This window comes from Photobacterium sp. NCIMB 13483, from assembly GCF_003025475.1.
Classification (GTDB): domain Bacteria; phylum Pseudomonadota; class Gammaproteobacteria; order Enterobacterales; family Vibrionaceae; genus Photobacterium; species Photobacterium piscicola.
Map to the genome: position 1 here is coordinate 54,291 of NZ_PYLV01000019.1, position 23,343 is coordinate 77,633.

The following is a 23,343-nucleotide window of genomic DNA, read 5'->3' on the forward strand; positions in this document are numbered from 1 at the left end:
AGTAATGGAGGGCTTACAGCGTTGTTTTGTCCTTCATTATCGTCATTATAGTGAGACGAGCCTGATCCTCGATGTATTTAGCGAGGATTATGGCCGTCTTACCCTACTTGCTAAAGGCGCGCGTCGTAAGCGTTCTAATCTTAAAGGTACATTACAACCTTTCACGCCATTGTTTATGAAATGGAGTGGTAAAGGAAGTATGCCTGTCCTTACCCATGCTGAGCCTATCAGTATCGGCTTGCCACTGCGCAGCTATATTTTATATTCCGCGATGTACGTTAATGAAGTTCTTGCGCGAGTATTAGAAAATCACACCCCTTATCCGGTGTTGTTTCTTGATTATTTGAATGTGTTACGTGAGCTTGCACAAGCGGATAATCCAGAACCAGCATTGCGGCGTTTTGAACTCGCTTTATTGCATCACCTTGGCTACGGTATCGATTTTCTACATTGTGCAGGAAGTGGATTAGCCGTTGATGATCTGATGACATACAACTACCGCGAACAACGTGGTTTTATTGCCTCAATGAAAATAACCCAATTGACTTTTCGAGGTAATGAATTAAAAGCACTTGCTGCGAGATGTTTTGAAACCCCTGAACAACTTCGTGCGGCGAAGCGCTTTACACGCATAGCACTAAAGCCGTATCTTGGTTCAAAGCCATTAAAAAGTCGGGAATTGTTTCTCCCTCGAACAAGGAGTATCGGAAAATGAACAACATTCTACTGGGTGTTAATATCGATCATATTGCAACGTTACGTAATGCTCGTGGTACACGTTACCCTGATCCTGTTCATGCTGCCGAAGTGGCAGAGCGCGCTGGTGCTGATGGTATTACGGTGCATCTGCGTGAAGATCGTCGCCATATTAATGATCGTGATGTTCGAATTTTACGAGAAACATTACAAACACGGATGAACTTAGAAATGGCGGTCACTGATGAAATGGTGGCGATTGCAATTGAAACTCAACCTGAATACGTGTGTTTAGTACCTGAAAAACGTGCGGAACTTACCACTGAAGGCGGTTTAGATGTTGCGGGGCAATGTGAGAAAATCACAGCAGCAACAGCCAAACTTGCGGCGGTTGGTATTAAAGTGTCGTTATTTATTGATGCTGATAAACGGCAGATTGATGCTGCGTTAGCGACAGGTGCGCCATTTATTGAATTACATACTGGTCATTATGCCGATGCGACCACTGAAGAAATTCAAGCCGCGGAGCTTGAAAAAATTGCAGTGGCAGCAACCTATGCTGCGAGTCTAGGAATTAAAGTCAATGCCGGGCACGGTTTAACTTATCATAACGTTAAAGCTATCGCCGCGTTACCTGAGCTGTATGAACTTAATATTGGTCATTCTATTATGGGACGTGCAATGTTTGATGGCCTTGAAAAAGCGGTCACAGATATGCGTTCATTAATGCAGGAAGCGCGTGGTTAATGGCTATTTTAGGTTTAGGGACTGATATCGTTGAAATTGAACGGATTGAAAAAGTGCTCACTCGCACTGGCGATGGGTTTGCTGAGCGGGTGTTATCAGCCTCTGAACTTGAACAATACTATCGATTAAAGCTACGCGCTCGGTTTGTAGCAAAGCGGTTTGCGGTTAAAGAAGCGGCCTCTAAAGCATTAGGAACTGGGATTGCGTGTGGCGTATCTTTTCAAGATTTTAGCGTGACTAACGATGAGCGTGGTAAGCCATTGGTTACTTTCTCAGGTCAGGCATTATTATTACTGACCGCAATGGGAGGACAACACGTGCATCTGACTATTGCCGATGAGCGTCGTTATGCAGTAGCAACCGTGATCATTGAAAGTTGATCTCATCGTAATGATGGCTGATAAAAAAGCGCTAGCCTTATCAGCTAGCGCTTTTTTGTTATCATCTTATTGATGATCATATAATGGTATCAGATAAGCGTAGTATTAATGCCGATATTGCTTAGAAGCTTTAACCACATTGTCCATTTCATCAATAAGCTCTAATAGTTCTGGCTCAATATCTACCATGGCTGCATTTGCTTTTAGCTCGGTCTCAATAGTATGGCAGAGGTATTTTAAGCGTGGTACGCCACTGTAAGCACAGCTACCGTGAAGTTTATGGATTGAAGGCCATAACTCGACTTGTTTACCATCCAGCGCTTCATTGACTAATAATTCCACCTCAGGCATATAATCCAATAGCATTTGCAGCATGTCACGGGCTAAATCTTCTTTGCCTGCCGCTTGTTTAAGTGCCAGTGACCAATCAAAACTAATACTATTATCAATGGTTAATGGTGTATCTTGCTGCGCTTGAATAATATCAATGGTGGTATTGGAGGAGGATATTGATGCCACACCTTGATGATCACTTGGTGAGATCCACTTCGCCAAAATTTGCTGCAAAATATGCTCTTCAATAGGCTTGGTAAGATAATCATCCATTCCCGCATTGATTAATCGCTCTCGTTCACCAGCCATTGCATGGGCTGTGACGGCAATAATCGGCGTATTGTGGTTGAGGTTAGTTTTATGTATTTCTTGGCAAGCGGTCACGCCGTCCATTTCTGGCATTTGAATATCCATAAAGATCAGATCAAATGTTTTTTGGTGAGCATATTCAACCGCTTTTTTACCGCCAGTGGCAGTGATCACGGTTTCGACACGTTCACCTAACAGGGCTGAAATTAACTTTAAGTTGGCAGGGTTATCATCAACCGCCATGACCGTTAATGCTTGAATTGGCGCCGGTAGCGTAGTTAATGCAGGGAGCTCTGGTTCATTATGTTCGTCGTTGTTATCGCATAATGCTTCAAACAGCTTACGTGAAGCAATTGGCTTACCAAGGCAAATCTCAACCCCGGTATTAGTTAGTTTTTCTGATAGTGCGAGCTCAGTTGTCGGTAAGCAAACCAGAACTTTGTCGGCAATCTGCTCGGCTTTAAAGACATGATTAAATAAGACTGCTGTCGGTGGTTGTTCACATGGCGATAAACACAATAATGCAAAATCATGGTGTTCAATATCTTCCGGCATGGTTGAGCGATAAGTCACATGAACCCCAGCATTAATTAGCCGCTGCTGGACCACCGAGGCGGCTTGCATATTGGGCTCGATAAGCAGTAATTTTTTACCCATTAATGATGTTGTATCAATAAGTTGTGATACGGGTAAATCTGTTTTGTGCATGCGAATGCTAAACCAGAATGTCGAACCTTGGTGAAGACGACTCGTCAAGCTGACTTGGCCCCCCATTTGGCTGACCAGTTTCTGGGTGATCACTAGCCCTAAACCGGTGCCGCCATAACGACGAGAGATACTCGCATCAGCTTGGCTAAAGGCTTGGAAGAGCTGGGCTTGTTGACGTTCTGAAATACCGATACCAGTATCACGCACCATAAATTGCAGTTCGATATTATTATCATGCTCAGATTTGAGCTCGACAGATACATCAATGTTGCCTGTTTCAGTAAACTTAACCGCGTTACCGATTAAGTTAGTGACCACTTGCTGGATACGCAATGGATCACCAATTAAGCTTGGTGGTATACGAGTGTCAATTTTAAGGGTTAATTCTAAGCCTTTCTCATGGGCACTTGGCGCAAGTAGACGCATCACATCATCAAGTGCATCAGTGAAATCAAACGGTATATTTTCTAATAATAATTTACCTGCTTCTAGTTTTGAGAAGTCTAAAATATCATTGATGATGGTGAGCAGGTTGTTGGCCGAGTTTTCAATCGTCAGTAGATAATCTTGTTGGTTGGTGTTGAGCTTGGTTTTTAACATTTGACGAGTAAAACCAATCACACCATTTAGTGGGGTACGTAATTCGTGTGACATGTTGGCTAAGAATTCAGACTTAACCCGTGCCGCTTCTTGAGCCCGTTTTTTGGCAATATCTAACTCAACGTTTTGAATTTCAAGTTGTTCAAGAGTTTCACGTAAATCGGAAGTGGCCTGATCAATACTTTGTTGCATTTCAATATGATATTCAGACAGTGAAATTGCCATCGCATTGATGCCGTTTTTAAGGGTATCAAGTTCACCAAGGAGTTGACCTTCGATTCGAACATCAAGGTGTCCACGCCGAATTCTATCAACGACACTGATCATATGAGAAATGGGACGAGTCACATCTTGCATTAACCGATAAGCAAACAAAGACGATAGGCTAAGTCCAAGCAGTAATACCATTAGAGCGGTAAACACTTCTTGATATTGTTGTAATCGTAATGAACTGAGATCAAGTTCAATGGCGATATAACCCAATGGTTTCCCTAATGAGCTAGCACTCGTATTTGAACCAAATTGGCCTTCAGTTAAAATAGGGGTACGTAAAATAAGGGTATTATCGTTGAGCTGAGTATCAAGCAAACGTGGAATTGGCTTATCGTCTGGATACATAAAAGAAGCAAAATTACGGTGAAAGTTAGAGGTCGCAAAAATTTTATTGTGATCCGTAAAAACAGCAATGCTTCGAATAATGTCGGAATGTTTACGATGGGTGTAACCGATCAGGCGTCGAATAGCCTCCCGATTCTTTTCGGTCATGCCATATTCAGCCGAAATTGCTAACGGCTCAATAATACTGGTACCTGTTGAAATCAATTGATGTTCAAGATCTTGATAGCGGCTCATGGTAAAAAAAGCGCTCAATAACAGGCCGATTATCAGTGTTGGTGCTAATGTCAGGGTAAAGACCCTGGCACGAAGTCCATATTTGGTCATGGTTCTCTTAATTACAAGCAAGCGATTCTGTGGGAGAATTAGCACCCATCTATATTCCTAGTTTAAATAAACTAGGGCTATGCAACAAATACTCAATGTCTGAACAGTGAGCAAAACACTATGGCACGCTTTTTTAAGCCTCAAAAACGTACAACTGACACCAAACATAAAGAAATCACGATTAGCCGCTTAGATCACCTCGGTGCTGGTATTGGTCATCTACAGGGCAAATCTGTCTTTGTTGATGGCTTACTTCCCACTGAAACGGCGGTAGTACAGTTAACGGAAGATAAAAAAAATTATGCTCGTGCTAAAGTGATTAAGCGCCTTTCAGACAGTAATGCCCGTATTAAACCCCATTGTGCGATCTATGACCAGTGTGGCGGTTGTAATTTGCAGCATTTATCGCATCAAGGCCAAGTGACAGCTAAACAGCAAGCGTTGAGTGAACTGATGGAAAAGTTTGCTGTTATTGATCAAGCTGATTGTATTCAGCAGCCACCAATTATCAGTGAGCCGTTGCATTATCGTCGTTGTGCTCGTTTTGCCGTGCGTGTTGAAAATAACGGTCAGTTACAATTTGGTTTCCGCAAAAAGCAAAGTAATGACATTGTTAATGTTAATCTGTGTCCAGTATTAGCTCAGCCGTTGAATGATTTATTACCGTCATTACGCGAGTTATTACAAAATCTAAAAGGCCGCCGTTTTGTTGGTCATATTGAATTGACCCATGCTGATAATGGTTGTGTGGTGTTAATTCGCCATCTTGCGCCTTTTAATGCTGACGATAGTGCACTTATTGATGCATTTGCTATCCAACACAATGTGATGTTGTTTTTAGCGCCAGAAACCGATCAACTTATTCAATCTCATGGTGAACAACCTTACTATGAAATTGATGATCTTAAACTGACGTTTTCACCTAAAGATTTTATTCAAGTCAATCGTGATGTGAACATTAAAATGGTAGCACAAGCGATTAAATGGCTTGATGTTCAGCCACAAGATAGAGTGTTAGATTTATTCTGTGGTCTAGGTAACTTTAGCCTGCCATTAGCAAAATATGCTAAAGCGGTGGTTGGGGTTGAAGGCATTGATGATATGGTTTTACGCGCGACAGACAATGCTCAAGCTAATGCGCAATATAATGCCACTTTCTATCAAGCGAATTTAGAACAAGACGTGACTAAATTGGTGTGGGCACAAGAGCAATTTGATAAAATTTTACTCGATCCTGCGCGTGCAGGTGCTGCTGGAGTGATGGATCATGTGGTTAAGCTAGCACCGAATAAAGTGGTTTATGTATCATGTAATCCCGCAACATTGGCTCGTGATAGCCAAGTGTTATTGCAAAAAGGTTATCAATTAGAGCGCCTTGGTATGTTGGATATGTTCCCACACACTGGGCATTTAGAATCTATGGCATTGTTTGTAAAGGCTCAAAAAAAGCAGAAAAAATAGTTATAGCAATTACTGCTATTGCCATTAAATAGAAAACAGGACAGAGACATGGTCGCAGTACGTGGAGCACATCTAAAGCAAAACACGATATTTGAGCTCGCCTCATGGGTCGAAAGTTTACGTTTAGATGCAAAAACGTTTGGACGTTTAGAAGGAACTTATCTACGTTGTCAGGAACTGGTTATCGATCACGATAATGGTCCGTTGCTGTTATGGCGCGGTCGTGAAATGGTTGAGATTCTGGTGACGTTAAGCATGGATGCCGATACGCTAATATCGGCAATGCTATATCCATTAGTTGAAGCGGGTTGTTATAGCCATGAGCAAGTAAAAGAAGATTACAACGGCACTATTCTGCATTTAGTAGAAGGTGTTGAACAAATGTGTGCTATTAGCCAACTTAAATCGACGGCAGAAGAAGCGGCCCAATCAGCACAAGTTGATAGTATTCGTCGAATGCTGTTATCGATGGTTGATGATTTCCGTTGTGTCGTTATTAAGCTAGCGGAGCGTATTTGTAATCTTCGTGAAGTGAAAAATGAACCTGATGCGGTGCGTCGTATCGCGGCACAAGAGTGTGCCAATATTTATGCACCGTTAGCAAATAGATTGGGTATCGGGCAATTAAAATGGGAAATTGAAGATTACGCTTTCCGTTATCAACATCCCGAAGTTTATAAGCAAATTGCCAAACAGCTTTCCGAACGTCGTATTGATCGTGAAGGCTACATAATGCATTTTGTTGATGATTTGTCGGACGCAATGCGTGCCTCAAATATTCGTGCAGAAGTGCAAGGTCGACCTAAACATATCTACAGCATTTGGCGCAAAATGCAGAAGAAAAGCTTAGAGTTTGATGAGCTGTTTGATGTGCGTGCCGTACGCATTGTCGCTGAAGAATTGCAAGATTGTTATGCCGCGTTAGGGGTTGTGCATACCAAATATCGTCATTTACCTAAAGAATTTGATGATTATGTCGCTAATCCTAAACCTAACGGCTACCAATCTATTCATACGGTTGTATTGGGCCCTGAAGGTAAAACAATTGAGATTCAGATTCGTACTAAGCAAATGCATGAAGAATCTGAGTTAGGGGTTGCTGCGCATTGGAAATACAAGGAAGGCCCTGCAGCTTCTGGTGGTGCTCAGTCTGCTTATGATGAAAAAATAAATTGGTTACGTAAGTTACTGGTATGGCAAGAAGAAATGTCAGATTCTGGCGAAATGCTGGATGAGCTTCGAAGCCAAGTGTTTGATGATCGTGTTTATGCCTTTACCCCAAAAGGGGACGTGGTTGATTTGCCATCAAATGCAACGCCGTTAGATTTTGCGTATCATATTCACTCTGAAGTGGGACACCGTTGTATTGGTGCAAAAGTAGAAGGTCGAATTGTACCGTTTACTTACCATTTACAGATGGGGGATCAGGTTGAAATTATCACGCAAAAAGAACCTAACCCTTCTCGTGATTGGTTAAACCCTAATCAAGGCTTTGTGACCTCTAGTCGTGCGCGAGCCAAGGTTCATGCTTGGTTCCGTAAGCAAGATCGTGATAAAAATATTATTGCCGGTAAAGAAATTCTTGAAGCGGAGCTGAGTAAGATCCATGCAACGCTAAAAGATGCACACTCTTACGCCAGTAAACGCTTTAATGTTAATTCGCCAGAAGAGCTGTATGCTGGTATTGGTAGTGGTGATCTGCGGATCAATCAAATTATCAATCATATTAATGCGCTAATTAACAAACCTACAGCGGAAGAAGAAGATCAACAACTGCTTGATAAACTATCTGAAGCCAGTGAAAAAGCGTCGCATACAACCAAAAAGCCACGCCGTGATTCAGTCGTTGTTGAAGGGGTTGATAATTTAATGACTCACTTAGCGCGTTGTTGTCAGCCAATTCCTGGTGATGATATTCAAGGCTTTGTGACGCAAGGACGAGGTATTTCTGTTCACCGTCATGACTGTGAGCAGTTAGAAGAACTACGTCACCATGCACCAGAGCGTATTATTGATACGGTGTGGGGCGGTGGTTTTATTGGTAATTATACTATTACTGTTCGCGTGACTGCTTCTGAGCGTAATGGTCTGCTTAAAGAGCTGACCAATACCTTGATGAATGAAAAAGTTAAAGTGGCGGGCATGAAGAGCCGGGTTGATTATAAAAAGCAAATGTCGATCATGGACTTTGAACTTGAATTAACAGATTTAGACGTTTTAGGACGGGTGTTAAATCGAATTGAACAAGTAAAAGATGTTGCCCAAGCTAAACGTTTATATGGTTAACTGTATAATATAAATATTAAAAATGGGTAGCATTAGCTGCCCATTTTTATATTTAAATAAAACAAAACAAGAGCATGATAGTTTGTTTGAAATAGATATTGTTTTTATATAACTGTGTGTTGGTATTTTATAATTCGATAAATATAGATATTATTATAAAAAATGAAAATTATTAAAAATATTGACTCATATAAGGTGACAGGATAATATTTAATCATCTTAATTATGATGATGTGTTATGTATTTTTTGAAATTACATAAATTGGTGTTTATTTTATTTACCACTCTGCTTTTTTTAAGCAGTAGTGTGAATGCTGCATTTATAAATCAAACCCCACATATCATAACTGAATTATCATCTAGTGCCTCAATACAGAATAAAGATACATCTTCAACTTCTGCGGTGAATAATAACTGCTGTTTGAATTGTAAAGACTGTTCTCATTGCCAGTGCTGCCAAATAGTCACGCATACTAATATTAGTAGTGTGTTACATATTATACCTGCTTTGCCTTTGAAAATAGCGAGTGTGAGTCAATTAGCACCGATTGAAGCTATTCAAGATGAAATGATAATTACAATAGCACCATCAATATATCGACCTCCTATTGCCTAATAGTTTGTTACTTACTGTATATTCGAATAAATATTATATTATTTTTCGATTCAGTAATGCTATTTACATTAATATCATCAATCTAACTTATAGATATAGGTGATATTGTTGAAGTGATATTTATAGTTCTATTTATATAGCGCTATTGGAGAGTTGTAATGAAAAAAACGATATTCAATGTAATAACACAGAAAAGTATATTAAATATAATCTTACTCTGTGCATTATTTATTATCCCTGATAATGATTTTATGAATGTTCCGACAGAAGCCATTAAACAATTGATGTTTTTTATTTTATGTATTCAGTGCATTAAAGGATTTGAAAATAAAATAGTGCTAGGTTGTTCTTAATTGAACTGTCATCGGACATTACAAAATAATATACATTTATTAGGATAAATTATGAACTTATATACGTTTGATAATATTGTTAAAACTCATGCTGTAAAAATGGTATTCGTGGCTGTTAGTCTCTTATTTTCAACGTCGGTATTTGCTGAGTCAGTGGCTGATCACGATTGTAATGACGGCCGTTGTTCTCAATATGTTGTAAGCAATGATAATGCTCATCAGCATGATCGCAACTGTCAGCATCATGATAATAACGACTATAACCACCACCATAATGGCGACTGTAATCATCATAGCAACGATGACAACCACCACCATAATGGTGATTGTAATCATCATAATAACGATGACTATAATCATCACAATGGCGATTGTAATCACTATGACAATAAAGACAGTAATTACCGTCATAACAGTGAGTGTCGTCATCATGACAGTGATGGCGGAAACCATCATGGAAACTGTCACCATAATCAATAATCGTGACTATGAATCATTGAATTAGTTTTCTACTATTAACTATCAATGTTATGGCGCTGTTAGTGTGATCTAATGGCGCCATTTATAAAGAGTAGATAATATGGATGATAAAATTCGCCCTCAGATAGAACAGCTATTAAGCATTATGAGTCAATTACGCGATCCTCAAACGGGGTGTCCGTGGGATTTAAAACAAGACTTTGATTCAATCGTGCCTCATACCATTGAAGAAGCATATGAAGTAGCTGATGCGATAGAGCAAAAAAATTGGACTGATGTAAAAGAAGAGTTGGGCGATTTATTGTTTCAAGTGGTTTTTTATAGTCAGCTTGCCAAGGAACAGGGTTTGTTTGACTTTAATGATGTGGTTACGGGGATCAGTGACAAGTTAATCCGTCGCCATCCGCATGTCTTTAGTGATAAGCAATTTGATAATGAAGCGGCGGTTAAACAAAATTGGGAAGCTGAAAAAGCCAAAGAACGAGCACAAAAATTACAAGATGAAAGTTTGCTCGCTAATATCCCTTTAGCATTACCGGCATTGACTCGTGCAGATAAAATTCAGCAACGCTGTGCAAGCCAAGGTTTTGATTGGGATAGCCTAGGGCCTGTGGTAGATAAAGTGACGGAAGAGTTGGATGAAGTGATGGCAGAGGTCATTCAAACGCCACAAGATCAACATAAGATAGCTGAAGAGATGGGAGATTTACTTTTTTCAGTGGTTAATTTAAGCCGCCATCTCGAGGTAAAACCTGAACATGCACTCCAACAAGCAAATAAAAAATTTGAGCGACGTTTTCGCCAAGTTGAAAAAAATGTGCTAGAACAAGGTAAGTCACTAGAGCAATGCTCATTAACTGAGCTAGATCTTGAGTGGGATAAAGTAAAACAACACGAATGCAATAAATAACTATTCCCATTTGGGATGTATATGCTATAACGGTATAGTGATTTAGTGGCTAAAAGTATCGAAATGGGGTGAAAATAACGCGCATATCACTTCCTTGATTTGAGACAAAAAAAATCTTAGGGGTGTGTGATAGTTTTTCACGTTGTGGCGATAAATGGTGTCTGGTATACTAATTTCCCGTCCAGATACACTTTATCCTCTACACCAATCTTCCAGGTTTAACATGACAACGAATTATATTTTTGTTACGGGCGGAGTAGTATCCTCTCTAGGTAAAGGCATTGCTGCAGCATCTTTGGCAGCTATTCTAGAAGCACGTGGTCTTAATGTGACCATGATGAAATTAGACCCTTACATTAACGTTGATCCAGGCACAATGAGCCCTACTCAGCATGGTGAAGTATTCGTTACGGAAGACGGTGCAGAGACTGATCTTGATTTAGGTCACTACGAGCGTTTCATTCGTACCAAAATGACTAAGCGTAATAACTTTACTGCTGGTCGTGTGTACGCTGATGTACTACGTAAAGAACGTCGTGGTGATTACCTAGGTGCAACGATTCAGGTTATTCCACATATCACAAACGAAATTAAAGAGCGTGTGATTGCTGGTGCTGCGGGTCATGATATAGCGATTGTTGAAGTCGGTGGCACAGTTGGTGATATTGAATCACTACCATTTATGGAAGCTATTCGTCAGCTTGCAGTACAACACGGCCGTGAAAACACCATGTTTATGCACTTGACATTAGTGCCTTACCTTGCTGCTGCTGGTGAAGTGAAAACTAAGCCAACTCAACACTCAGTAAAAGAATTACTTTCTATCGGTATTCAACCAGATATTTTGGTTTGCCGTAGTGATCGTATTATTCCTGCAAACGAGCGTGCAAAAATTGCTCTGTTCTGTAATGTGCAGGAAAAAGCGGTTATCTCAATGAAAGACGTAGATTCAATCTACAAAATCCCACAACTTATTAAAGCTCAAGGTCTTGATGACTTGGTATGTAAGCGTTTTGGTATTACTGCGCCAGAAGCTGATCTATCTGAGTGGGAACAAGTTATTTATGAAGAAGCTAACCCGACAGCAGAAGTAACTATTGGTCTGGTTGGTAAATATACTGAACTACCTGATGCATACAAATCAGTTAACGAAGCGCTTAAGCACGCGGGTCTGAAAAACCGTATCTCAGTGAAGATCAAATATATTGATTCTCAAGATGTTGAGTCTAAAGGCACCGAAGTGCTTGCTAACCTAGATGCAATCTTAGTACCGGGTGGCTTTGGTCATCGTGGTATCGAAGGTAAAATTCTGACGGCTCAATATGCACGTGAAAACAAAATTCCATACCTAGGTATTTGTTTAGGTATGCAAGTAGCGTTGATCGAGTTTGCTCGTAATGTAGCGAACATGGCTGATGCGCACTCAACTGAATTTAACACTGAAACTAAACACCCAGTTGTTGGTCTTATCACTGAGTGGGTTGATAGTGAAGGTAATGTAGAAGAGCGTACTGAAAAATCTGATCTAGGCGGCACAATGCGTCTTGGTTCTCAGTTATGTCATCTTCAAGACGGTTCAAAAGCACGTGAATTGTACGCTCAAGCGTCAATCCATGAGCGTCACCGTCACCGTTACGAAGTTAATAACAACTTGCTACCAAAGCTAGAGAAGGCTGGTCTGAAAGTATCAGGTCTATCTGCTGATAAGAAGCTCGTTGAGATTATTGAAATTCCGAACCACCCATGGTTCGTTGCTGCACAGTTCCACCCAGAATTCACATCAACACCTCGTGATGGTCACCCATTATTTGAAGGTTTTGTTAAAGCTGCTGGTGTATACCACCGCGGTGATTCTGATAAGTAAGGATTACTGATGGCTGCAACAACTACCGTTGCAGCTATTTTATTTAGCTTTTAATTTGAAGATAAAGCAGAGGAAACACAATGTCTAAGATCGTTAAAGTTCTAGCTCGTGAAATCATTGACTCACGTGGCAACCCAACAATTGAAGCTGAAGTTCACCTAGAAGGTGGTTTCGTTGGTATGGCTGCTGCGCCGTCTGGTGCTTCTACGGGTTCTCGTGAGGCTCTTGAGCTTCGTGATGGCGATAAATCTCGTTTCCTTGGTAAAGGTGTTCTTAAGGCAGTTGCTGCTGCTAACGGTCCAATCGCTGAAGTACTAATGGGTAAAGACGCGACTGATCAAGCTGCAATCGACCAACTTATGATCGACCTTGATGGTACTGAAAACAAGTCTAACTTTGGTGCTAACGCAATCCTAGCTGTTTCTCTTGCTAACGCAAAAGCAGCTGCTGCATCTAAAGGCATGCCTTTATACGAGCACATTGCTGAGCTAAACGGTACTGCTGGTCAGTTCTCTATGCCTCTACCAATGATGAACATCATCAATGGTGGTGAGCACGCAGATAACACTGTTGATATTCAAGAGTTCATGATTCAGCCAGTAGGTGCTAAGTCACTTCGTGAAGCTGTACGTATGGGTTCTGAAGTATTCCACAGCCTAGCTAAAGTTCTTAAGTCTAAGGGCATGAGCACAGCTGTTGGTGACGAAGGTGGTTTCGCTCCAAACCTTGAGTCAAACGAAGCTGCTCTTAAAGCAATTCAAGAAGCTGTTGAAGCTGCAGGTTACGAGCTAGGTACAGATATTACTCTAGCTATGGACTGTGCTGCTTCTGAGTTCTACAACAAAGAACAAGGCATCTACGACCTTAAAGGTGAAGGTAAGCAATTCACTTCAGAAGAGTTTAACTACTTCCTGAAAGATCTTACTGAGAAGTTCCCAGCTATCGTTTCTATCGAAGATGGTCTAGACGAATCAGATTGGGCTGGCTTCAAGCACCAAACTGAACTACTAGGTGACAAGATTCAACTAGTAGGTGACGATCTATTCGTTACAAACACTAAGATCTTCGCTGAAGGTATTGAGAAAGGCATCACTAACTCAATCCTAATCAAGCTTAACCAAATCGGTTCTCTAACTGAAACTTTAGCTGCAATTAAGATGGCTAAAGATGCTGGTTACACTGCTGTTATCTCTCACCGTTCAGGCGAGACAGAAGACGCAACTATCGCTGATCTAGCGGTAGGTACAGCTGCAGGTCAAATCAAAACTGGTTCTATGAGCCGTTCTGACCGTGTTGCTAAGTACAACCAACTTATCCGTATCGAAGAAGCACTAGGCGAGCGCGCTGCTTTCAACGGTCTGAAAGAAGTTAAAGGCCAAGCTTAATTCTTTTAAGCCTATAATTGAGCTTGCTCAATTAGCCTAAATCGAACCGTCTCTTAGGAGGCGGTTTTTTTTTACTAAAAAGTGATGCTGCTATAAATATCGCTTAAAAAATGTTTTTTGTTTGATTTAACAGCAAATTTGACACTCAACTAGCACTACATCAACTCTATAACCATAATAGTGGTCACCATAAGCCGATTATGGGATTATTACGTTTTCGCAGTCTGCATTCCAATAACTCGTCACGAGCGGTTTATTGGAATGTATTTCGGTGGCATTGACATCTACGCTAATTTTGAAGGGGAACCATGCGTCTGTTTATCATTATCCTGCTAGTGCTTTTAGCTTGGCTGCAGTACGACTTTTGGGATGGTAAAAACGGTATGAATGAATATACCGCAGTAAAAGAAAGCGTTGCTTTACAGCAAGCAGCGAATACTGAATTACAACAACGAAATCAACAAATGTACGCAGAAATTAAAGATCTTCACGGTGGCAAAGAAGCAGTGGAAGAACGTGCGCGTAATGATTTAGGCTTAATTAAGCCCGGCGAAACCTTTATTCGCGTGCTTGGCGATAATAACTAAAGACTGCATTTTTTTGTTGTGAGTGAAGTTGATGATGACTGAAGAATTTATTGCCGTAGTACCTGCGGCTGGGGTCGGTAGTCGAATGGCGGCCGATCGCCCAAAGCAATATCTTCATATTGAAGGTAAAACGATTTTAGAACATACCGTTGATCGATTATTGGATTTACCTGAAATTACGCAGGTAGTGATTGCTATAAGCGCTGATGATCCTTATTTTCCACAGCTAGCATTAGCTACAGATCCTCGCATTACAGTGGTGAATGGTGGTGCTGAACGGGCTGATTCAGTGTTTGCTGGTTTAGCTGCCATTAACAATGATAATGCATGGGTATTAGTGCATGATGCTGCGCGACCATGTGTTCGTCGAGCAGATTTACGCGCTTTAATAACCTCCGCTGTGAATAGTGACAGTGGCGCAATTTTAGCAGCACCTGTACGTGATACCATGAAACGCGGTCATCAACAGTCAGCTCAGGCTCATATTTCTCATACTGTTGAACGTGATAATTTATGGCATGCACTCACACCACAGATGTTTCGTGCTGGGCAATTACGCCAATCGTTAACAACGGCTTTAGCACAAGGCGCAACCATTACTGACGAAGCGTCAGCGCTTGAATTTTGTGGTTATACGCCACTGCTTGTTGCGGGTCGCAGTGATAATTTTAAAGTGACTCAGCCAGAGGATTTGGCGTTGGCTGCGTTCTATCTTCAACTTTTATTAAAGGAACAACATTAATGCGTATTGGTCATGGGTTTGATGTGCATAAATTTGGTGGCGCAGGTCCAGTTATTATTGGTGGCGTTGCCGTTCCTTATGAACAAGGTTTAATTGCACATTCTGATGGTGATGTAGCTTTGCATGCTGTTTGTGATGCGTTATTAGGAGCCATTGGTGCGGGTGATATTGGCCGTCACTTTCCTGATACCGATGCAGAATGGGCGGGTGCAGATAGTCGATTTTTACTGCGTGATGTCTACAACAAGGTTAAGGCAATGGGCTATTGTCTTGGTAACCTGGACGTCACAATTATTGCCCAAGCACCTAAAATGGCACCACACATCATTGCAATGTGCCAAGCTATTGCCGATGATCTGGAAACAGATATCACCAATATTAATGTTAAGGCAACCACTTCTGAACGTTTAGGTTTTACTGGACGTAAAGAAGGCATTGCTTGTGAAGCAGTTGTTTTAATTAAAAAGGTATAATCACATCATGTCGACAAATAACACCTCTGCAAACGTAATGGATTGTTTTAAGTGGCTGCATGAACAGCCAACTTGCCAAGGAAATATTAAGGCAAACCCACAAGATTTTATCGTTAACGAGCAGTTAGGTTTTACCTTCAGTGGTACTGGCGAGCACTTAATGGTTAAAATTCGCAAAACGGGCGAAAATACCAAATATGTAGTAAACGAATTAGCCAAAGCCTGTGGTGTGAAATCGCGTGATGTGAGCTGGGCCGGTCTTAAAGATCGCCATGCAGTGACTGAGCAATGGATTAGTGTTCATTTGCCAGGTAAAGCCGATCCTGATTTAACCCAGTTTGAAGCTGAGCATCCCGGTATTGAAGTGCTTGAAACCACTCGTCATGATAAAAAATTACGTCCAGGAGACCTTCAAGGTAACTGGTTCCAATTACGTCTAACTGATTTAGATCAGCCACAAGCATTGGCTGAGCGTTTAGAACTGGTTAAACAACAAGGCGTTGCTAACTATTTTGGTCAACAACGTTTTGGCTATGGTGGCAATAATGTCATTAAAGCACGCGCTTGGGGTAATAATGAATTCCGCGTTCGTGATAAGAGCAAACGCAGTTTTTACTTATCTGCTGCTCGTTCTTGGATGTTTAACCAAGTATTATCAGCGCGTATTGAGCAAAATCTTACTCGTGAAATCATGCTGGGTGATTGCTTGCAAGCCGCGGGTGATGATCGTACTTTTATTGCAGAAACCATTACTCCTGAATTACAGCAACAAGTAATTAACGGTGAGCTGGCAATTACAGGGCCATTATTGGGTGATAATGCATTACCTACAACAGCAGATGCACAAGCATTTGAATTAGCGATTGTTGAACAAGAGCCAGCTCTGGTGGCATTGGTTCGTGATAATCGCATGCGTCATGATCGTCGTCCATTGTTATTATTGCCTCAGGATATGCAATGGCAGTTTGATGATAATGGTGTGATTCTTTCTTTTGCTTTACCTGCTGGTAGTTTTGCGACGTCGGTCGTGCGTGAGTTAATCATGCCACTAGAATCAGAAGGTATGAATGATGAGAATACTGATCAGCAATGATGACGGTATTTTTGCTGAAGGTATAAATACGTTAGCCAAGGTCCTTAGTGATCTTGGTGAAGTAACGGTGGTAGCTCCTGATCGTAATCGATCAGGAGCCTCTAATTCGTTAACCATTGATTACCCATTACGTATTCGTCAGCAAAGTGATAATAAGGTTGCAGTGCAGGGGACGCCAGTTGACTGTGTCCATTTTGCACTTACTGAATGGTTAGATGTACGCCCTGACATTGTGGTCACAGGCATTAATCACGGTGCAAATTTAGGTGATGATGTGCTGTATTCGGGCACCGTTGCCGCGGCAACTGAGGGCTATTTTTTAGGTGTGCCTGCGATTGCGGTATCATTAGTGGGTGAGACCCATTTTGAAACTGCCGCTCAAGTTGTTAAAATTCTGATTGAAAAGATGGTTATGCACCCCTTAGTTGGAGCGCATAAAATTATTAATGTTAATGTGCCTGATGTACCTTTTGAACAACTAAAAGGGTGGAAGACAACCCGTTTAGGTGCGCGTCATCGTGCCGTAAGCATGATAAAGAAAACTGATCCTCGGGGTAATCCCTTATATTGGTTAGGTCCTCCTGGTGATACCCAAGATGCAGCAGAAGGTACTGATTTTTTTGCGATTGAACACGGGGAAGTTTCAATTACTCCGTTACAAGTCGACCTGACTGCGCATGATGCAATAGCCGGGCTAGAAAGCTGGATGCATACGGTGGAGATCCGATAACTATGCGTTATCAGAGGCAAGTTGATAACTTAATTGCATTATTAATGGCTCGCGGTATTACTGATCAACGAGTGTTGCGCGCAATTGCGGCAATACCGAGAGAGTTTTTTGTTGATGAGGCATTTTCTTATCAAGCGTATGAGAATAATGCGTTACCAATAGGCAGTGGTCAGACGATTTCACAGCCTTATATTGTTGCTAAAATGACGTCGTTATTAGCATTGACAGCGCAATCTTCAGTGCTAGAAATTGGTACAGGATCAGGTTATCAAGCTTCAGTATTAGCACAATTAGCCGATCATGTTTACTCTGTTGAGCGAATTAAAGGTTTGCAATGGCAAGCAAAACGACGTTTTAAGCAATTAGAATTGTATAATATTTCAACCAAACATGGTGATGGATGGCAGGGCTGGGAAAGTAAAGGCCCATTTGATGCTATTATTGTGACCGCTGCGCCAAGTGAGGTTCCCCAGAGCCTCTTAACCCAACTTGCTGATGGCGGCCGATTAATATTACCCGTAGGTTATTCAGAACAAGTGTTAAGATTGATTGTTCGCAACGGCGATCAGTTTATTGAAACGGATATCGAACCTGTTAAATTTGTGCCGTTAGTGGCTGGAGATTTGGCGTAAACCATGAGTATTGAGCGTATGATGAAAAAAATAATTCAACCTTCTTTGCTAGCAGCCACGTGTGTGATGCTGCTATCTGCATGTAGTAGTCATACGCCTGCGCCTGTTTCAAACCTTAGTAAAGATTATTCACAACTACAACGTGGTAGCTTTCATGGCCGCTATTACACCGTTCAGAGAGGAGATACACTGTATTTTATCTCTTACATGGCGGGGCGCGATGTTAAAGACATCGTAAAGCTAAACCGTTTACCTTATCCCTATACTATTTATCCGGGACAACGATTGGCCATTCCAACATCGGATAGTCATATCACTGTACCAACGCGCACAATCCCAACCCCGTCAAAGAGTGTTGTGGTAACGCCTCTGGTTATACCTTCAACGACGAAAACGGTAACCCAGACCTTACCGAAAACAGTAACACCAAAACCTGTCGTGCAAAAAACAACCAATAAACCAGTTGCTAACCCGAAAGCAAAAGAGTACTCTGAAAAAACAAAAGTTAACAAACCTGTAACAACCAAGCCGGTAGTAACTAAACCCGTAGTAACAAAACCTACCGTACATGTTTCAAGTTCTGGTTGGGCTTGGCCGGTGAAAGGAAAAGTTATTGCTGGGTTCTCAAATGCAGATAATGGCAATAAAGGTATCGATATTACCGCTGCTCGTGGTACTCCAATTCGAGCAACCTCAGCAGGTAAAGTCGTGTATGCAGGTGATGCACTACGAGGATACGGTAACTTAGTCATCATTAAGCACAGTGAAGATTACCTCAGTGCTTATGCGCACAACGATAAAATCTTAGTCAAAGAGCAACAATCAGTTAAAGCTGGACAGGAAATCGCAACAATGGGTAGTTCTGGTGCATCAAGCGTTAGATTGCACTTTGAAATTCGCTATAAAGGCAAGTCTGTCGATCCAATGCGCTTTCTTCCTAAGTAGTACGCCATAATAAAAATAGAGAGAAACGTATAAATTAGAGATGACATCATGACGTTGTAATGTCTTTAACTCGCCATCTGGGAGGCGCTATGAGTAGAAGCAGCACAGCCAAAAAACTTGAATCATTGACATTAGATGACAGCATGGAACTTAATAGTTTAGTGGTGCCAACTGATAATAATTCTGATACGTCAGCATCGACTGAAGATGTTGATATCTCCAAATATGAGACAAGCGCTAAAGCACTTGATGCAACCCAACTTTACCTTGGTGAAATTGGATATTCTCCTTTGCTCACCGCAGAAGAGGAAGTGTTGTATGCTCGCCGTGCACTCCGTGGTGATGAAGTCGCTCGCAAACGTATGATTGAAAGTAATCTTCGTTTAGTCGTAAAGATATCACGTCGTTACAGTAATCGTGGTTTAGCGTTACTTGATTTAGTTGAAGAAGGAAACTTAGGTCTTATTCGTGCGGTTGAAAAATTTGACCCTGAACGTGGTTTCCGCTTTTCAACTTATGCAACATGGTGGATCCGTCAAACCATTGAACGGGCGATCATGAATCAAACCCGTACTATTCGTTTACCGATTCATGTTGTGAAAGAGCTTAATGTTTATTTACGTACCGCACGTGAATTAGCCCAAAAGCTTGATCATGAGCCAACCGCTGAAGATATTGCACAGCAACTTGAAAAATCTGTCGATGATGTTAACCGTATGCTTCGTCTCAATGAGCGTGTAAGCTCGGTTGATAATCCTATCGGTGGTGATTCTGAAAAAGCCTTACTGGATATTATTCCTGATGAAAAAGGCGGTAGCCCTGAGACTTCGACCCAAGATGATGACATCAAAAATTCGATTGTTCATTGGTTGCAAGATCTTAATCCCAAGCAGCGTGAAGTGTTAGCGCGTCGATTTGGTTTATTAGGCTATGAAGCATCGACATTAGAAGATGTTGGTCGTGAAATTGGTTTAACACGTGAGCGTGTTCGTCAGATTCAAGTTGAGGGATTACGTCGTTTACGTGACATGCTAACCCATCAGGGGCTAAGTATTGAGTCACTTTTTAATCAAGAAATTTAATCAAGAAATTTAATCAAGATGCTTTATTAAGACATCTTATGGTTAGTCGTAATCTGTAATCATGAAATAGTAGTACAACACCGTTGTGAGTATTAATATTAGCGGTCTTTTTATTTACATTTTTACGCGAATAAATGCTCATTGTAATCATAAAAAAGGACGCTTTTGCGTCCTTTTTTGATGTTATGTTTTCAATAGATTACGGTTTAATATTAGCGTAATAGTGCTTTTAAACGATACAGTTCATCTAATGCTTGGCGCGGCGTTAGCTCGTCAGGATTAACATTTGTTAATGCTTCTTCGACTTCGCTTGGCTCTGGAATCAAACTCAGTTGATGTTCTTCTCGTGGTGGTTGTCCTGCAATTGCTGCTGATGGTTGGGCTTTTTGATGTCCCAGAGCCTCTAATTGCTTTAATTTTATTTTGGCTCGTTTGATTACCGCTTTGGGTACACCGGCAAGGCTTGCTACCGCTAAACCATAAGATTTACTGGCTGCACCGTCTTGAACACTATGCATAAAGGCAATATTGTCACCATGCTCTATCGCATCAAGATGAACATTGGCGAGGCCTGAAAGTAAAGACGGTAATTCAGTGAGCTCAAAATAGTGAGTGGCAAACAATGTCATTGCTGCAATTTTATCTGCTAGCCATTCTGCACTTGCCCACGCGAGAGATAAGCCATCATAGGTACTGGTGCCTCGGCCAATTTCATCCATTAACACTAAACTGTGTTTGGTTGCATTATGGAGAATATTCGCGGTTTCTGTCATTTCGACCATAAAGGTTGAACGACCAGACGCAAGATCATCTGATGCGCCAATACGGGTAAAGATACGATCCAGTGGACCGATAGTAACCGCTTCTGCTGGCACAAAAGATCCGACATGTGCCAGTAAGGCAATCAGTGCAGTTTGGCGCATGTAAGTTGATTTACCGCCCATGTTTGGACCGGTAATGATCAACATGCGACGATCTTGGTGTAACGCGATTGGATTAGCAATAAACGGTTCACTTAATACTTGCTCAACCACCGGGTGACGACCCGCAGTAATATTAATGCCTGTGGTGGTGGTCAATTGTGGGCGGCAGTAATTTAAACTATCAGCACGTTCAGCTAAGTTTGCTAGTACATCTAATTCAGATAAGGCACTTGCTGCTAACTGTAACCGTTCTAAATGCGGTAACAATTGATCAAATAATTCTTCCCACAGCTTTTTCTCAAGTGCTAATGCTTTTGATTTTGAATTTAGCACCTTATCTTCGTGCTCTTTTAATTCAGGAATAATATAGCGTTCAGCATTTTTTAAGGTTTGGCGACGAATATAGTGATCTGGAACTAAGTGGCTTTGACCACGGCTGACCTGAATAAAGAAACCGTGAACCTGATTAAAGCCCACTTTTAAACTATCAATATCGTGGCGATCACGTTCACGGGTTTCAAGATCGGTTAAATATTGTTTAGCACCATCAGCTAAGTCACGCCATTCATCTAATTCCGCATTATAGCCCGGAGCTAACACCCCGCCATCACGAATAATAACGGGTGGGTTTTCGATGATTGCATGCTCGAGTAGTTGGCATAGATCATCCATTGGCGCACTGTGTTGTGCTAATTCACCAATGCGAGGCTGTGGAATGTCAGCTAATAATTGTGCTAATTCAGGTAAATATTGCATTGCAGTGCGCATACGCGCTAAATCACGAGGACGCGCTGAGCGTAAAGCTAATCGAGCGACAATACGTTCTAAATCACCCATATGACGTAAGACACTTGCCGTATCGACAAACATGCCACTGTCTTTGAATGCTTCAATGGCATTTAAACGGCCATTTAATTGGTGTTGATCGCGAATCGGTTGGTGTAACCAGCGCTTGAGTAAGCGGCTACCCATTGGGGTTGCGGTATGATCTAACACTTCAGCCAGAGTATTATCAAAACCGCCCGCTAAGTTTTGAGTTAATTCTAAATTACGGCGGGTTGCGGCATCTAAAATAACGGCATGATCTTGAGTATCAAGGATGATTGCACGAATATGCGGCAGAGCGGTACGTTGGGTATCTTTGACATATTGCATCAAACAACCCGCAGCACATAAGCCTAAGTTGGCATTCTCAACCCCAAACCCCACTAAATCACGCGTTCCAAATTGTAATGTTAGTTGTTGGCGTGCGGTTTCTAATTCAAATTCCCAAATTGGACGACGACGTTTACCTTTGAACGGTTCGACCAAATGTAAATAGGTAAAATCTTCAGGATAAAGCAGTTCAGCGGGGCTCGTGCGTTGTAGCTCGGCTTGCATTTCTTCTTCAGTTGCAGGCTCGGTTAACATAAAGCGGCCAGAGGTAATATCAAGCGTTGCGTAGCCGAATTTATTATTGGCAGTATAAATAGCGGCAATAAGGTTATCACGACGTTCGTTCAGTAAAGCTTCATCACTGACGGTACCTGGCGTAACGATACGGACAACTTTACGCTCTACAGGACCTTTGCTGGTGGCGGGATCCCCAATCTGCTCACAGATCGCAACCGATACCCCTTGTTGAACCAATTTAGCCAAATAACCTTCCACTGCATGGTAAGGTACACCTGCCATTGGAATCGGCTCGCCATTGGTTGCGCCACGTTTGGTCAGCGAGATATCAAGTAATTGTGAAGCTCGTTTGGCATCATCAAAAAACATCTCATAGAAGTCGCCCATGCGGTAGAACAATAAAATATCAGGGTTTTCAGCTTTGATCCGAAGGAACTGCTGCATCATAGGAGTATGTTTTTCTAAGCCTTTTATCGTCACGATATTGCCTACTCTTGCTGGTTCAACGTCGACTACTTGGCGTAGCTCGACCAATAAAATAATGAAGCCTAAGGATACGTGAATCAGTGGATCGGGCAAAGTAGCCATTGGACTTTTTTTCTCATCTTTGCAATGGTGAGTAACAGGCGTAAAGTTAGCTGATATACATCAATGTATTAAAGATAATAAATAGA

At 41.5% G+C, this 23,343-nt stretch carries 19 protein-coding genes; 17 read left to right on the top strand and 2 right to left on the bottom strand.

The window, feature by feature from the left end; all coding sequences use genetic code 11:
- Positions 1 to 4: 4 nt before the first annotated feature.
- From recO to acpS, 3 genes are read left to right on the top strand one after another with little or no spacing between them, the layout of a single operon-like run.
- Entirely contained in the window at positions 5 to 715 is a 711-nt protein-coding gene (recO, locus tag C9I86_RS14500) for a DNA repair protein RecO (protein ID WP_080158217.1), read from the top strand.
- Positions 712 to 1,443 (top strand): pyridoxine 5'-phosphate synthase, encoded by a 732-nt coding sequence (gene pdxJ / locus C9I86_RS14505; RefSeq protein WP_080158216.1) that lies wholly within the window; start codon positions 712 to 714, stop codon positions 1,441 to 1,443. Before recO ends, pdxJ begins: the two co-directional genes overlap by 4 nt.
- On the top strand, positions 1,443 to 1,823 hold the full coding sequence (gene acpS, locus C9I86_RS14510; protein WP_080158215.1) for a holo-ACP synthase: 381 nt from the start codon (positions 1,443 to 1,445) through the stop codon (positions 1,821 to 1,823). Before pdxJ ends, acpS begins: the two co-directional genes overlap by 1 nt.
- Positions 1,824 to 1,928: 105 nt before the next feature.
- Here acpS and barA read toward each other — a convergent pair whose 3' ends face one another.
- Positions 1,929 to 4,715, bottom strand: coding sequence for a two-component sensor histidine kinase BarA (gene barA, locus C9I86_RS14515; protein ID WP_107276740.1), 2,787 nt, complete (start codon positions 4,713 to 4,715; stop codon positions 1,929 to 1,931).
- Between the two features lie 120 nt (positions 4,716 to 4,835).
- Between barA and rlmD the strand changes: the two genes are divergently transcribed.
- The 14 genes from rlmD (at position 4,836) to rpoS (ending at position 20,354) form a co-directional block, all read left to right on the top strand.
- On the top strand, positions 4,836 to 6,176 hold the full coding sequence (gene rlmD, locus C9I86_RS14520) for a 23S rRNA (uracil(1939)-C(5))-methyltransferase RlmD (RefSeq protein WP_080158213.1): 1,341 nt from the start codon (positions 4,836 to 4,838) through the stop codon (positions 6,174 to 6,176).
- A gap of 48 nt (positions 6,177 to 6,224) precedes the next feature.
- A complete protein-coding gene (gene relA, locus C9I86_RS14525) occupies positions 6,225 to 8,462 on the top strand; it encodes a GTP diphosphokinase (protein ID WP_080158212.1) in 2,238 nt (745 codons plus the stop codon).
- Between the two features lie 1,020 nt (positions 8,463 to 9,482).
- A complete protein-coding gene (locus C9I86_RS14535; protein ID WP_107276741.1) occupies positions 9,483 to 9,911 on the top strand; it encodes a hypothetical protein in 429 nt (142 codons plus the stop codon).
- Positions 9,912 to 10,011: 100 nt separating this feature from the next.
- The gene (gene mazG, locus C9I86_RS14540) at positions 10,012 to 10,821 is read left to right on the top strand and encodes a nucleoside triphosphate pyrophosphohydrolase (RefSeq protein WP_080158209.1); all 810 of its coding nucleotides are present in this window, start codon (positions 10,012 to 10,014) and stop codon (positions 10,819 to 10,821) included.
- 223 nt (positions 10,822 to 11,044) lie between these two features.
- On the top strand, positions 11,045 to 12,685 hold the full coding sequence (locus C9I86_RS14545; RefSeq protein ID WP_080158208.1) for a CTP synthase: 1,641 nt from the start codon (positions 11,045 to 11,047) through the stop codon (positions 12,683 to 12,685).
- An 80-nt stretch (positions 12,686 to 12,765) separates the two neighbouring features.
- Positions 12,766 to 14,070, top strand: coding sequence for a phosphopyruvate hydratase (gene eno / locus C9I86_RS14550; RefSeq protein ID WP_107276742.1), 1,305 nt, complete (start codon positions 12,766 to 12,768; stop codon positions 14,068 to 14,070).
- A gap of 308 nt (positions 14,071 to 14,378) precedes the next feature.
- Positions 14,379 to 14,657 (top strand): cell division protein FtsB, encoded by a 279-nt coding sequence (gene ftsB, locus C9I86_RS14555; RefSeq protein ID WP_080158206.1) that lies wholly within the window; start codon positions 14,379 to 14,381, stop codon positions 14,655 to 14,657.
- A gap of 34 nt (positions 14,658 to 14,691) precedes the next feature.
- A complete protein-coding gene (gene ispD / locus C9I86_RS14560; protein WP_107276743.1) occupies positions 14,692 to 15,399 on the top strand; it encodes a 2-C-methyl-D-erythritol 4-phosphate cytidylyltransferase in 708 nt (235 codons plus the stop codon).
- Positions 15,399 to 15,872 carry a 2-C-methyl-D-erythritol 2,4-cyclodiphosphate synthase gene (ispF, locus tag C9I86_RS14565; protein ID WP_080158205.1) on the top strand — a complete coding sequence of 158 codons (474 nt, stop codon included), beginning with the start codon at positions 15,399 to 15,401 and terminating at the stop codon, positions 15,870 to 15,872. The genes ispD and ispF overlap by 1 nt, the downstream gene beginning before the upstream one ends.
- Before the next feature lie 37 nt (positions 15,873 to 15,909).
- A complete protein-coding gene (truD, locus tag C9I86_RS14570; protein ID WP_080158389.1) occupies positions 15,910 to 16,965 on the top strand; it encodes a tRNA pseudouridine(13) synthase TruD in 1,056 nt (351 codons plus the stop codon).
- Positions 16,943 to 17,695 carry a 5'/3'-nucleotidase SurE gene (gene surE / locus C9I86_RS14575; protein WP_080158204.1) on the top strand — a complete coding sequence of 251 codons (753 nt, stop codon included), beginning with the start codon at positions 16,943 to 16,945 and terminating at the stop codon, positions 17,693 to 17,695. Before truD ends, surE begins: the two co-directional genes overlap by 23 nt.
- A gap of 2 nt (positions 17,696 to 17,697) precedes the next feature.
- Positions 17,698 to 18,327, top strand: a complete 630-nt coding sequence (locus tag C9I86_RS14580) for a protein-L-isoaspartate(D-aspartate) O-methyltransferase (protein ID WP_080158203.1) — start codon at positions 17,698 to 17,700, stop codon at positions 18,325 to 18,327.
- 21 nt (positions 18,328 to 18,348) lie between these two features.
- Positions 18,349 to 19,272 carry a peptidoglycan DD-metalloendopeptidase family protein gene (locus C9I86_RS14585; RefSeq protein WP_107276749.1) on the top strand — a complete coding sequence of 308 codons (924 nt, stop codon included), beginning with the start codon at positions 18,349 to 18,351 and terminating at the stop codon, positions 19,270 to 19,272.
- An 89-nt stretch (positions 19,273 to 19,361) separates the two neighbouring features.
- Positions 19,362 to 20,354, top strand: a complete 993-nt coding sequence (gene rpoS / locus C9I86_RS14590; protein ID WP_080158202.1) for an RNA polymerase sigma factor RpoS — start codon at positions 19,362 to 19,364, stop codon at positions 20,352 to 20,354.
- A 212-nt stretch (positions 20,355 to 20,566) separates the two neighbouring features.
- Here rpoS and mutS read toward each other — a convergent pair whose 3' ends face one another.
- A complete protein-coding gene (gene mutS / locus C9I86_RS14595; protein WP_080158387.1) occupies positions 20,567 to 23,149 on the bottom strand; it encodes a DNA mismatch repair protein MutS in 2,583 nt (860 codons plus the stop codon).
- Positions 23,150 to 23,343: the final 194 nt, after the last annotated feature.

What these genes read in the sequence shown, in the direction of transcription:
- recO (WP_080158217.1), top strand. Translation starts at nt 5, where the DNA reads ATGGAGGGCTTACAGCGTTGTTTTGTCCTTCATTATCGTCATTATAGT.
- pdxJ (WP_080158216.1), top strand. Translation starts at nt 712, where the DNA reads ATGAACAACATTCTACTGGGTGTTAATATCGATCATATTGCAACGTTA.
- acpS (WP_080158215.1), top strand. Translation starts at nt 1,443, where the DNA reads ATGGCTATTTTAGGTTTAGGGACTGATATCGTTGAAATTGAACGGATT.
- barA (WP_107276740.1), bottom strand. Translation starts at nt 4,715, where the DNA reads ATGACCAAATATGGACTTCGTGCCAGGGTCTTTACCCTGACATTAGCA.
- rlmD (WP_080158213.1), top strand. Translation starts at nt 4,836, where the DNA reads ATGGCACGCTTTTTTAAGCCTCAAAAACGTACAACTGACACCAAACAT.
- relA (WP_080158212.1), top strand. Translation starts at nt 6,225, where the DNA reads ATGGTCGCAGTACGTGGAGCACATCTAAAGCAAAACACGATATTTGAG.
- C9I86_RS14535 (WP_107276741.1), top strand. Translation starts at nt 9,483, where the DNA reads ATGAACTTATATACGTTTGATAATATTGTTAAAACTCATGCTGTAAAA.
- mazG (WP_080158209.1), top strand. Translation starts at nt 10,012, where the DNA reads ATGGATGATAAAATTCGCCCTCAGATAGAACAGCTATTAAGCATTATG.
- C9I86_RS14545 (WP_080158208.1), top strand. Translation starts at nt 11,045, where the DNA reads ATGACAACGAATTATATTTTTGTTACGGGCGGAGTAGTATCCTCTCTA.
- eno (WP_107276742.1), top strand. Translation starts at nt 12,766, where the DNA reads ATGTCTAAGATCGTTAAAGTTCTAGCTCGTGAAATCATTGACTCACGT.
- ftsB (WP_080158206.1), top strand. Translation starts at nt 14,379, where the DNA reads ATGCGTCTGTTTATCATTATCCTGCTAGTGCTTTTAGCTTGGCTGCAG.
- ispD (WP_107276743.1), top strand. Translation starts at nt 14,692, where the DNA reads ATGACTGAAGAATTTATTGCCGTAGTACCTGCGGCTGGGGTCGGTAGT.
- ispF (WP_080158205.1), top strand. Translation starts at nt 15,399, where the DNA reads ATGCGTATTGGTCATGGGTTTGATGTGCATAAATTTGGTGGCGCAGGT.
- truD (WP_080158389.1), top strand. Translation starts at nt 15,910, where the DNA reads ATGGATTGTTTTAAGTGGCTGCATGAACAGCCAACTTGCCAAGGAAAT.
- surE (WP_080158204.1), top strand. Translation starts at nt 16,943, where the DNA reads ATGAGAATACTGATCAGCAATGATGACGGTATTTTTGCTGAAGGTATA.
- C9I86_RS14580 (WP_080158203.1), top strand. Translation starts at nt 17,698, where the DNA reads ATGCGTTATCAGAGGCAAGTTGATAACTTAATTGCATTATTAATGGCT.
- C9I86_RS14585 (WP_107276749.1), top strand. Translation starts at nt 18,349, where the DNA reads ATGAAAAAAATAATTCAACCTTCTTTGCTAGCAGCCACGTGTGTGATG.
- rpoS (WP_080158202.1), top strand. Translation starts at nt 19,362, where the DNA reads ATGAGTAGAAGCAGCACAGCCAAAAAACTTGAATCATTGACATTAGAT.